The organism is Colwellia sp. BRX8-4 (assembly GCF_014077345.1).
Classification (GTDB): Bacteria; Pseudomonadota; Gammaproteobacteria; order Enterobacterales; family Alteromonadaceae; genus Colwellia_A.
The window spans coordinates 212,956-225,516 of the sequence record NZ_JACGVS010000001.1 but is presented as its reverse complement, the minus strand read 5'-3'; the positions used below and the strand labels follow the sequence as shown (position 1 = coordinate 225,516).

8 protein-coding genes are annotated in these 12,561 nt (G+C 39.7%); 3 read left to right on the top strand and 5 right to left on the bottom strand.

What is annotated here, in order from left to right; genetic code table 11:
• Positions 1-90 precede the first annotated feature (90 nt).
• The gene (locus H4J56_RS00950) at positions 91-3,528 is read right to left on the bottom strand and encodes a PAS-domain containing protein (RefSeq protein ID WP_070375425.1); all 3,438 of its coding nucleotides are present in this window, start codon (positions 3,526-3,528) and stop codon (positions 91-93) included.
• Positions 3,529-3,712: 184 nt separating this feature from the next.
• Between H4J56_RS00950 and H4J56_RS00945 the strand changes: the two genes are divergently transcribed.
• Genes H4J56_RS00945 through H4J56_RS00935 form a run of 3 tightly spaced genes read left to right on the top strand, consistent with a single transcriptional unit; the run spans position 3,713 to position 8,675 of the window.
• On the top strand, positions 3,713-4,435 hold the full coding sequence (locus tag H4J56_RS00945; protein ID WP_182258729.1) for a TetR/AcrR family transcriptional regulator: 723 nt from the start codon (positions 3,713-3,715) through the stop codon (positions 4,433-4,435).
• Between the two features lie 28 nt (positions 4,436-4,463).
• Positions 4,464-5,561 (top strand): efflux RND transporter periplasmic adaptor subunit, encoded by a 1,098-nt coding sequence (locus H4J56_RS00940; protein WP_182258728.1) that lies wholly within the window; start codon positions 4,464-4,466, stop codon positions 5,559-5,561.
• Between the two features lie 9 nt (positions 5,562-5,570).
• Positions 5,571-8,675 (top strand): efflux RND transporter permease subunit, encoded by a 3,105-nt coding sequence (locus tag H4J56_RS00935; protein ID WP_182250813.1) that lies wholly within the window; start codon positions 5,571-5,573, stop codon positions 8,673-8,675.
• A gap of 91 nt (positions 8,676-8,766) precedes the next feature.
• Here the strand turns inward: H4J56_RS00935 and H4J56_RS00930 are convergent, their stop codons facing one another.
• From H4J56_RS00930 to H4J56_RS00915, 4 genes are all read right to left on the bottom strand, one after another.
• Positions 8,767-9,189: a VOC family protein gene (locus H4J56_RS00930; RefSeq protein ID WP_182221347.1), complete on the bottom strand. Its 423-nt coding sequence runs from the start codon at positions 9,187-9,189 to the stop codon at positions 8,767-8,769.
• A 398-nt stretch (positions 9,190-9,587) separates the two neighbouring features.
• The gene (locus H4J56_RS00925; protein WP_182221346.1) at positions 9,588-10,028 is read right to left on the bottom strand and encodes a hypothetical protein; all 441 of its coding nucleotides are present in this window, start codon (positions 10,026-10,028) and stop codon (positions 9,588-9,590) included.
• 299 nt (positions 10,029-10,327) lie between these two features.
• Positions 10,328-12,067: a sodium:solute symporter family protein gene (locus tag H4J56_RS00920; RefSeq protein ID WP_070375431.1), complete on the bottom strand. Its 1,740-nt coding sequence runs from the start codon at positions 12,065-12,067 to the stop codon at positions 10,328-10,330.
• Positions 12,067-12,318, bottom strand: coding sequence for a DUF4212 domain-containing protein (locus H4J56_RS00915; protein WP_070375432.1), 252 nt, complete (start codon positions 12,316-12,318; stop codon positions 12,067-12,069). The genes H4J56_RS00920 and H4J56_RS00915 overlap by 1 nt, the downstream gene beginning before the upstream one ends.
• Between the last annotated feature and the right edge of the window lie 243 nt (positions 12,319-12,561).

Genomic DNA, 12,561 nt, shown 5'->3' with positions numbered 1-12,561 from the left:
CTTGCCAATAGCTTGTTAGTGCCCAACCCTCTAATTAATCACTCACAGCGGTTTGTAAAAGCAATCATCAACAACCGTTGGTGATAACGATTACTCAGAATAATTATCTTGTAACTTCTTCGCTAGCAGTGCACTCATCATTGCGCGCAGCGCTGCTGGCTTAACCAATTTTCTCATAAAGCCAACATCGGCTTTCTGGGTTTTTTCTTCAATGTCACTATCGGTAGTCGCTGTAATTAATATTGCCGGAATATAATGATTACTGCTTGCACGTAGCGCTTTGATAAGGGTTAAGCCGTCTTGATTGTTATTAAGCTGGTAGTCGACTAATAAAATTTCAACTTCATTTTGATGCTGTGCAAATATTGCTATTGCCTGCTCAAAAGACTCAGCCGATAGCACGTTACACTGCCAAGCACTGAGCAGTTCTGTCATGCCATTAAGTACATCAGGGTCGTTATCAATACACATTACCGTGACGTCTTTTAGACCTATTTTAGTGACTGGCTGCTCAATTTTAATATTAAATTGTCGATGTGCTTTGGTGATAGCGAGTGAGAACTTACACCCTTGCTGTTCTTTTGATGTTAACGACAGCGGGTGTCCTAATAATTGTGCAAAGCTTTGGGTAATATTCAGACCCAATCCTAAACCTCTGCTGGCATGACTTGGATTGTTTTCTAGTTGAGTAAATTGCTCGAAAACAATCTTTTGTTTTTCAAGCGGAATGCCTGGGCCGTTGTCCAATACTTGCAGAATAACTTGCTGACCAACAGTTCGCGATCCTAATAAAATTTTCCCCGGACTGGCGTAGCGAAAGGCATTGCCAATTAAGTTCTGTAAAATACGGCGTAATAAATTACGGTCTGAAGTAATCCAAGCTTTACAAGAGACCACTTTAAATTCAACTTGATATTCAGCCGCCGCCGCAGAGAATTCTTGCGCCAAATCTTTAAATAAATCATTCACTGAAAATGTGGTGAGGTGGGTGGTGATATTGCCGCTTTCAATACGTGCTATTTCAGCTAAGTCGGCCAGTAAGTCGTTAGCAACCTTTAAAGAATGATCGATGTTTTTGACTTGTCTTAATTGGCTTTCGCTTAAACTGCCTTGGCTACTCAAGGCTGAGGTAAATAACCTTGCAGCTTCCAATGGCTGCATTAAATCATGGCTGCAGGCTTTCAGATAGAGGCTTTTTTTAATATGTGCTTGTTCAGCCTTTTCACGAGCAGCATCTAAATCTTCATTGGTTTTTTCTAATTTTTTAGTGCGTTCGGTAATAATGGTTTCTAAATCAATATTGGTATCTTTTAAGACTCTTTCAGCATTTTTATAGGCGGTAACGTCAGAAAACAACATGACAAAGCCACCACCGGGTAAAGGGTTACCTTGAATTCTGACCACTTGGCCGTCAGGGTGTTCACGTTCAGAGCTGTGAGGACTTCCGTTTCGTAAATACTCTAAACGTTTTTCAACTTGTCGACTAATTTCACCTTCGCCGCAAAGACCCCGCGAGGCGTTGTAACGAATAAGGTGCTTTATCGGGCAACCTTTGTAAATTAACTCTTTAGGGTAAGAAAATAGATCAATATATTTATTGTTCCAAGCGACTAATTTTAGCTCATTATCGACAATTGAAATACCATCACTGGCGTTTTCTATAGCGCTTTGTAATAAATTTTGACTGAATTTACGCTGCTGGCTCGAAGCATCTTCAACTAATACCGCAATTTCGTCGAGGGCAATATCGCGTCCATCTAAAGCCGAAGATAAGACTAAACGTGCTGAAGATGCCCCCATAACACTTGCCAGCGTATTTTCAGTATGCAGTAATAACTGTTGATTATAGTCTTGATGAGTGACCTCTTTTTTCACGACACCTTGCTTAAAGTGTTTAAAACTAATTTTTGCTTTTCCCTCGCCAACAAAACGCGAGACAAGCACTTCTAAATCACGTTCATCAATATGACGTTTTTTCTGTGAATTGAGTAGTTTAGGTGCTTGCCACTCTAAAAATAGCGATGCCTGTACCCGCTCTTGCACACTTTGGCGACTGACTTGTGATAATGCCCACATTACAAACATATTAACCGTTAAGCTAAGTAGGCTAACGGTGGTATTAGCCGATAATAAGCCGCCGGTAAAAGGCTGCTCGTATAAGCCAAATTGTGGAATGAAATTAAGTAATAACCACATTGAAAAACCAATTAAAATACCCGCATATACTCCAGTTAAGCTTGCTCTTCGCCAGTAAAATGCCGCAACAAGTGCTGGGGTCAATTGCGCAAAAGCTCCAAAAGCAATTTCACCTAACGAGCTTAGCGTATCGGGTGAAGTCATCAAAAACACCCCGTAGCCCAGCAAAATAACTAGAAAAACGAGTGCTTTACGAATGTTAAGCAAGCGAATTCTAAATTCATCAAAATCGGTGTTTTTAGCTTTGCTAGCACGAAAAATATAAGGGAAAACTATTTCATTGCTCAACATCGTACTCAGTGCAATCGAAGAAATAATCACCATAGAGCTGGCAGCAGAAATAGCACCTAGAAAAGCAAACAGTGTTAACCAGGTTTGTTGTTGATGCCAAGGTAAAAATAAAACATAAGCATCTGAAGGGACACTATCACCCAAGAGCATTTGGCCCGCGATACCCAGCGGCGCAGCGAAAACCGCAAAAACTAATAAATAAAGCGGAAATATTTTTCGACTGAGTTTAGTATCTTTTGGGTCTTTAAGTTCAACGACCATGACTTGAAATTGTCGAGGTAAGGATAAAAATGCCGCCATAACAATAACTAACATCGCTAACATCGACATCATATTAGGAAAGTTAAGTTGCTGCTCTAGCTGTAAACTTGCTCCTGACTTGTACCAAATGTCCATGGGCGAGTCGAAGACAAAAAAAGTCACAAAAATACCGACAGCAAGAAAGGCAAAAAGTTTGACTAACGATTCAAAAGCAATGGCAAGCATTACACCTGGGTGGCGCTCGGTAACATCGATGTGACGAATACCAAATATTACGGTGAAGCCAGCAAGTACTACGCTTGAAATAAGTCCAAAGCGCCAAGTCACTAACGTTTGTTCAGCTTGAAGTTGTTGAAAAGAATAGACAATAGCTTTTAATTGTAGAGCGATATAGGGCATGGTGCCGATTAAAGCGACGATGGTCACCATAATCGCTAGCTTGTGTGACTTGCCATAACGTGAGGCGAGTAAATCAGCGAGAGAAGTTAAGTTTAACTTTAAGCTAACACGCACAATACGTTGGATAAAAGGCCAAGCAAAAACAAATAATAAAATGGGTCCTAAATAGATAGGAATATGAGAAAGAAAGTTCGTTGAGGCCTGGCCCGTAGTGCCTAAAAAGCTCCACGAGGTACAGTAAACCCCTAGTGTTAGCGCATAAATAATACCCTGACTTTTACGAACAATTTTATGGCGGTATTTGTTTCCTAAATAGGCAATAAGAAAAAGCAGGCCAATATAACCAATACTCAATACCGACAATTGCCAATTAGGAAACATAATAAATCTCAATTTTTATTTTTATACTTCTACAATACCAAGCATTTAAGCTAATTTATACAAAACTTGGTGGGTAATTAAGCGAAGTTTTTTTAGCCATTAACTTCAGGACATTGCATTTCAACAACATTGCTATATAATCGCGTTCGAATATCATTCGAACGAATAAGTTAAAGAGGTTGCTATGGCACCCGCACCAAAATTTAGCCTTGAAGAACAAGAGAAGTTAATTCTGTTTGCCGCGGTTACCGCAATAGAAAAAAGTAACTTATTAGATTTTTCAATGTCATCAATCGCCAAGTCTGCTGGCCTATCTATGGGGTCGGTCTATAAATTTGTGCAATGTAAAGAAGACTTGCTGATTGTCTTAGCAACAAAAATGTATCAAGAAAGGTATCGGGTTGTAAGTCAAGTGCTTGCACTGCCACTAACTACGCCAGAACGAATTATTGCTTTAAGCTTACTCGATTTTTCTAAAGTACAAATGTTTAGTTTTGATGATCAACTAGAAAGTATTGTTAATACACGCTCTATTATAAAGCGATGCTCACAACGCTGGCTTGATTATATGATTAATTGTAGTCGTGTCTGCGAGGATTCATTTAAAGTATTGCTGCAAACGGCAGTCGATACTAATGAACTTCAGTCGGGCGTTAATGACATGGAGCAGATAAGTATTGGCGCATGGTCTTTAAATGTAGGTTATTTTCAAACGGTAAGATTACATCACAATAGAAACAGCAAACAAGATAGTGAAGCTCAAGAGGGTATCACTTCTTTATCAACAGACAATGTGCACATTCTTAATTTACAACGCTTTATCAACACCTTTAATTGGCGACAAAAAGTCAGTAAAGACGATATTGAAAAAGTAGCTCTACAGCTAACTACGTCAGAACTTAGATAACAACATGAGAAATAATAAAGGAAATACTATGAAAATCCGTCAATGGATTCTGATTATTCTAATTTTAGCTGCAGTGGTCAGTAGCTTGTATTTTTATAAGTCATCATTACAAGCCCAAGCATCGCAGGGAGTCAATATGCCTGAGCCTTCAGCAACGGTTAATGCGACTGAAGCGGTTCGTGTCGATTATCAAGAAATGCTTAAAGTCAGTGGTGAAGTACAAGCCTTTAAATCATTATCATTAAATAATGAATTCGCTGGGCAAATTACCTTGTTAAATGCACAGTCAGGACGCCTGGTGAAAAAAGATCAGGTACTTATTGAAATTGACCATCGAGATGAAGACTCGAAGTTAATTGCCGCTCAAGCACAGCTTACCTTAGCGAAAAAGACCTACAGTCGCTATCTTGTCTTAAAGAAAAACAATGAAATTAGTGCAGAACTTGTTGATCAAGCTGAAGCTGAAGTTGCATTGGCTAAGTCTGATGTAGCCTTATTAGAAACGATGATCGCCAAGAAAAAACTGAGCGCACCTTTTGATGCAAAAGTGGCCATTCACAATCTTGAAATAGGACAATATTTAGATAAAAACAGTCAAGTATTGACCTTGATTGGTATTAACGAATTTACCTGGATTGATTTCTACTTACCACAAGTTTATCAAGAGCTCGGGGTGGGATCTGTTGTTAACGTTCAACCGATGAATCAGCTTAAGTCATATGAAGCGATGATTATTGCCATTGATCCACAATTAAAACGGACTTCACGTAGCTTGAAGTATCGCGCACAAATAAAGTCTTCATTATTAGCATTGAAGCCTAATACCTTAGTCAGTGTTTATTCACCCATTGCCGCCGAGGCTTCGCTAATATCAGTACCTGATATCGCCATAACACGAGATCCACTAGGAAGTTATGTTTTTATACTTGAAGCAGAGGGTGAAGGTGCTTATCGGGCTAAAAAAGTTAAAGTGACTTTGGGTGATCGCAATGATGACCGAGTAATGGTGTTGTCAGGCCTCAATGAAGGACAATTAATTGCTACAAAAGGTGCATTTAAATTATTCCCACAAATGAAAGTTTACCTCGCTGAGTCTTTGTCAGCGAGCACTGCTGATAAGAAATAGCGAGTTATGATGAAAAAAACTTCAAATCCAATTTCACACAGTAAAGCATCGGTAATGGATATTTTTGTTCGCCGTCCTGTTGTCGCGTTAGTTTTGTCTATTATTATTTGTTTAGCGGGACTTTGGTCAATCAGTAAGATCCCCGTGTTGCAGTTTCCAAAGATAGAGAGTGCTTCGTTAGTTATTGATACCTATTACATTGGCGCTTCAGCTGAAGTGGTGCAAGGTTTTGTTACTGAACCGATAGAGCGAGCTGCCGCAACGGTGCCTGGTGTTGAGTATGTTGAGTCTAAAACGACTTCAGGCAGCAGTAAAGTTACCGCGTGGCTCAACTTAAATGAAAATAGTACCTTAGCATTAGCGGAGTTAACCGCACGTTTAAGCCAAATTCGCTATGAATTACCCACAGGTGCGCAAGACCCCATAGTCTCAGTGAGTCGTGCAGACCGTCCTTTTGCTGTCTTCTATCTGAATGTTAATGCTAATGGTAATGACTTATCAAAAGTCACTGATTACTTAACCCGACAAGTTAATCCGGTTTTAAACGCCATAGAAGGTGTGCAACGTGTTGGTATTGAAGGGGCAAGAACGCCAGCAATGCGCATCTGGTTGAATACCGAAGCGCTTGCAGTGTTTAACTTAAGTTCGACAGAGGTTTACCAAGCATTAGCAACCAATAACAGTATTGCAACTATGGGCTATGCTGAAAATAGCCGACAGCGCATTGATATTGTTGCTAACAGTCAATTAACGTCAGTGACTGAGTTTGAGCAATTAGTGGTGGCAAATATCGACGGTGCTACCATTCATTTAATTGATATTGCTCGTGTTGAAATAGCGGCAGAAGATGCCAGCGTTACGGCAAGGCTAAATGATAGTGACACGGTTTATATCTCAATTTGGCCCTTACCTGGCGCTAATGAAATTGATATTGGCGATAGTCTTTATAGTAAAATTGCCGAATTGAATAAAACATTACCTTTAGGTATGTCGATAGATTTTGCCTTCGACGGTACACTTTATATGCGTGATGCGTTAAGTGAAATTTTCATTACTTTAATGGAAACTGTTATTTTAGTCGGCTTGGTCGTTGTCTTATTAATGGGGTCATTTAGAAGTGCGATGGTACCACTTATTACTATACCTATATCTATACTTGGCGCGGTAGCAGCGATGTCATTTATGGGTTTTTCGCTTAACTTATTAACCGTGTTAGCGATTGTATTATCGGTAGGTTTGGTGGTTGATGATGCGATTGTGGTGGTGGAAAACGTTGCCCGTTTAATGCGTAAAGGTTATTCAAAATTTGACGCTGCTTTAGAAAGTTCACGTCAACTACTTGTTCCCATTATTTCGATGACCTTAACGTTAGCTGCGGTCTATGCTCCTATTGGATTTTTATCAGGATTAACCGGGGTTTTATTTAAAGAATTTGCTTTTACCTTGGCTATTGCGGTCATTATTTCAGGGATTGTCGCGATTACTTTATCATCGGTGATGAGCGCACATATCTTGCCTAAAGGGGGTGAAGAGGGGTGGTTAACACGAAAGGTGAATAAACTCTTTGATAATATTCAACAAGCTTATGGCAAATTACTGCAACGTATTTTTAAGTGGCAAGGGCAGGTTTTTTTAATTGCGGCTGTGGTTTCTTTGCTTTCAGTGCCTTTTTATTTGCAATCAAAGAAAGAGCTAGCGCCTGTTGAAGATCAAGCGAGTGTTATGTTTGTCGTTATGTCACCACCTGACTCTTCATTAGCGTACAACGTTGCTCAAATGGGACCTGTGGTGGAGACCTTACAAGAGATTGAAGGTGGCTTGAAAGTTTGGCAATTACTCTTTACTTCTGGTGGCTTTGGCGGCTTAGAGTTGGTCGGTGCTGACGATCGTAATTACTCTACACAAGAACTTATTCCAGAAATGTATGGCAAATTGGCGCAAATACCCGGTTTGAATATGTTACCTATATTACCCGGTTCATTGCCAACCGCGGGACAATTTGAAATTGAAATGGTAGTTAAATCTTCGGCATCCTACGCGGAAATGAAAAACTATGCTGATCAATTGGTGGGAGCAGCATTTGCCAGCGGTGATTTTCTTTTTGCAGACAGTGATTTAAAAATAGATTTACCCCAAGTTGAGTTACAACTAGATCGCGAAAAAATTGCTGATTTGGGGCTTAATGTTGCTGATATTAGTCAACAAATGGGCATTCTATTGTCGAGTAACTTCGTTAACCGTTTCGATGCTAACGGTAAGGCATATCGTGTTATTCCAATGGTTGATAATAATATTCGGGGTAAAACTGAAGAGATCTTAGCGTTAAATATTAAGATACCTTCGGGAGAATTAATACCCGTTTCGGCTGTTGCTGATTTAACATGGAAAACCGTACCGCGTGAATTATCAACTTTTGCTCAGCAGGCTTCATTTAAAGTTTATGGTGGCGTTGCGCCAGGCGTTAATAAAGAACAAGCGCTGTCAACACTAGAAAATGCGGCGAGAAATATGCTACCTACAGGTTACAGTATTGACTATGCCGGAGAATCACGTCAGCTTCGCAAAGAAGGCAGTACCCTAGTGATGGTATTAGGTGTTTCATTATTGATTGTATTTTTAGTTTTAGCGGTACAATTTAATAGCTTTAGAGACCCGCTTGTGGTGCTTTTAGGTTGTGTACCCTTAGCGTTGTCGGGAGCATTACTTTTACCTTATATTGAGTTAACCACCATTAATATTTATTCACAAATTGGTTTGATCACCTTAATTGGTTTAATCGCTAAAAATGGTATTCTTATTGTCGAATTTGCGAATCATGCTCAAATAGCTGGCGCCGATAAATTAGCGGCGGTTACAGAGGCGGCAACGACACGTTTGCGACCGATATTAATGACGACCGCGGCAACTATTTTAGGACATTTTCCTTTAGTATTGGTGACGGGAGCTGGAGCAGAAGCGCGAAACAGTATAGGTATTATTTTAGTGGCGGGTATGTTTATTGGCACACTATTCACGCTGTTTGTTTTACCGAGTTTCTATTTGTTATTCGCCGAGCGTCGACAGGCTTCAGTCGAAAATAGACCCGAGATGGCTATCGCTAAAAGCGAAGCTTAGTCAGGGCTGTTGTTGCTAGGTAAAAAGGGCGTTACTTTAACAAGTAGCGCCCTTTTTTACGCAACAAACACAGTTAATACTTTAAGGGGGATCACTCGTCGCCACTGTTTCGTTGTTGAGGAATATCACTAAAGTACTGGACAAACTCTACTTCAAAGCCATTGGGGTCAAGAAAATATAAATTAGCTCGGTGTGTATGCTCAACGCCTTCTTTATGCACGTCAAAGCCCGCCTTTACTAGTCTATTTTTTATTGCTGTTAAATTATCAGTCACAAAAGCAAAATGGGCTAAACCTACTTGATGTCCCAATAAATCTCGATTTTCTCCAATACCGTTATCGTTGAAAGTAAGGTATTGATAGTCGTCACCAAAGTGTACCCAATTGCGATCTACGCCAGACCATTGTGAAATGCCCTCAGCTCTTATTTTCCAATGAGGAAAGGCTGCTTGGTAAAATGTCAGTGTTTGTGGAATGTCGTTAACGACTAAATTTAAGTGTTCAATGTGTAGCATAAGTATCCTTGTTTACTAACAGTGAAGAAACGATGAAAACTCAGCTTAAGCTGAAGTAAAAGGTTATTTCTAATAAGCTTGAAATTATATTATGCCAATTAAGTCCTAATGGACAGGGTGAACACTGAAGAAGTGAATTTAATCATAGACAATCTTGCTAAGCGCTGGAGTGTAAAAGTATCGAGGTTACCTTTTCATCAAAAAATAATCTTCCTATGGTGGCTTAGCGTGATTAATTTGGGGGCGTAATAAGATGTCGTGGCGAATGAATGTTCATATAATGAGTTGGCTTGGTGTTAGTCATGTTATCAGTGGTTGTTTTTATCAATGAATCGTTGTCATAAATACCATGACAACGATAAATTAACGACCTGCCACTTGTGGGTTTATCGGTGGTATTAGTTAAGTGTTTGCGTATAAAACTCAGAAAAATATTTACCGCCCTTAATTTCAAGGATTAAACGTAATTTGTAGCTTTGGCCTTTATCTGCAACCAAACGACCAAGTGGTGTTTCGCGCTTCCAGTAATAAGGCGAGTCTTTCATGCCGAGTCGAAAGGACGTTGCTTGGTTTTCTTTATCGACGAGAAATAAAGTAGCGGTATCGATAGGAAAAGTAGAATTAACGGTCGTTATACCCTTGTCATCCATAACATTTACTTCAAATTCTCCTGATTTTAAAATACATTTTTGCTGACTAACGTCACAATGTCCAAAGGGAACCAATTCAAAAGCGCGCGCTTGACTAGCACTATTCTCTTCCCATAAATCAGCTAAGGCAAAGCCTAAAATGGTCAGGATAGGGGCAACGATAATAGCTGTTTTAGTGTGTTTGTTCATAAAGCTTCCTATGAGTATATGTTACTTCGTCATGCTGAATTTATTTCAGTTGTTTAACTTGAGATCTTGAAATGAATTTAGGATGACGCCGACTTAGCTAGTTAGGTTTTAGTTCTGCCGCCCACTGAGTCAGTTTAGTTTTAATCATAACGGCCATTTAGCCCGTTCGGTGTTAAGTATTATGTCTGCTTAAGCAGAAGAATTTACTCATTATATCGTAATAAGTAAATATAAAGCCCTATTTATACAAGTTAAATAGGGCTTTAGTATTATTAATCAAAAAGTTGTCGTAAGACTAATTAGTGATCATGTGCTGCTGAAACACCACCATGCGGTGTACGGAAGTTTTCAACCATTTGTTGGATATGAGCGGGTGCTGGACCTGTTACTCTTAATACAGCGAAAGCAACTGCAAAGTTAACAGCAGCGCCGACTGCACCAAAGGCATTAGGAGAAATACCAAAGAACCAGTTAGGACCCATGTCACCTAGGAAAGAAGTGCCTGGGATAAACATAAAACCTTTGTGTTGGAACACGTATAACATAGTTACACCGATACCCGAACACATGCCCCAAACTGCTGCTGGACCACTCATCTTCTTAGCAAATATACCCATCATTAGTGCAGGGAATATTGACGATGCGGCTAAACCAAAGGCTAGCGCCACCGTTCCTGCGGCAAAGCCAGGCGGATTTAAACCAAGCCAGCCAGCAACCATCACTGATATTGTCATCACAATTCGACCTGCGAGTAACTCATCTTTCTCTGACATGTCAGGTGTTAAAATACCTTTCAATAAATCGTGGGAGATAGAGGAGGATATCGCTAATAACAAACCAGCGGCAGTAGATAACGCAGCAGCTAAACCACCAGCGGCAACTAAAGCAATAACCCAGTTTGGTAAGTTTGCGATTGCTGGGTTAGCAAGTACCATAATGTCACGGTCAACTTTAACCATTTCATTGGTCGCTTTATCAGCAGTATATTGTATTTTACCATCGCCATTCTTGTCTTCGTATTGTAAAAGACCAGTTTTTTCCCAATCTTTAAACCATTGTGGACGTTCAGCATACTCAAGGTTCTGACCGGCTACGGGTTCAATAGTGTTCATTAGGTTTAAACGAGCCATTGCGCCAACTGCCGGAGCAACTGTGTATAACAAGGCGATAAAGACTAATGCGTAACCTGCAGATTGACGTGCAGCTTTAACTGAAGGAACGGTAAAGAAGCGCATAATAACGTGAGGTAAACCGGCAGTACCTATCATCAGAGATAGAGTATATGCGAACATATTTACTGAGCCGCCCATGTTATCAGTGGTGTACTCTTTAAAGCCTAATTCAGTAACAACTAAGTCTAATTTATCAAGTAAATAAACACCGCTACCGTCAGCCAACGTTGAGCCTAAGCCTAACTGTGGAATAGGGTTACCCGTTAACTGTAGTGAAATAAAGACTGCAGGAATGGTATAAGCAAAAATCAATACTATGTACTGAGCAATTTGCGTGTAAGTAATACCTTTCATACCACCCAATACGGCATAAACCCAAACAACGAACATACCGATGTAAAGACCTAAATCGTAATCAACTTCTAGGAAGCGAGAGAAAGCAACACCCACACCTTTCATTTGACCAATGATGTAAGTTAATGACGCTATGATTAAACAAACAACGGCAACAACACGTGCTGTTTTTGAGTAATAACGGTCAAAAATAAATTCAGGTACAGTGAACTTGCCGTGCTTACGTAAGTAAGGAGCAAGTAGCATGGCCAGTAGTACATAACCACCAGTCCAACCCATTAAGAAAACTGAGCCACCATAGCCAAGGAAAGAAATCATCCCTGCCATTGAAATAAATGACGCGGCACTCATCCAATCGGCACCAATTGCCATACCATTTTGTAATGGGGTAACACCACCACCAGCAACGTAAAAGTCACTAGTTGAACCGGCACGAGCCCACCAAGCAATACCAAAGTAAACGGCGAAAGAACCGAACACAGCAATGTATGTATAGAGTTTTAACTCATCCATTATGATTCCTCGACGTTATATTTTTTATCAAGATCGTTCATTTTTTTGGTGTACCAAAAAACTAAACCGACAAAAGTGTAAATTGAACCTTGCTGTGCAAACCAGAAACCTAGTTTGTAGCCACCGATACGTATTTCATTTAAAGGTTCTACTAATAGCAAACCGAACCCAAATGAAACGACGAACCAGATAACAAGACTTATAAATATTAGGCGCAGATTTTCTGACCAATATGTCTGTTTCTCTTCCATTATCCTCTCCTAGCAACTTAACTTATCTGGGTTTTAGCCCAGTTATTATGTGAAGCGTTTATTATTTTTTTACGCTTGATTTATCACCTGTTTTACCAATTAAGGCAGTAGTTACGTTTACTATTAATTCGGATCGCGATAAAACCAAAATCAAAATTCATAGTGAAATTTAACTATTATTGACACTAACAAGGTTTTTCGAATTGAGGTATTACACTTTAGTCTAGATTTTATACTTTAGGG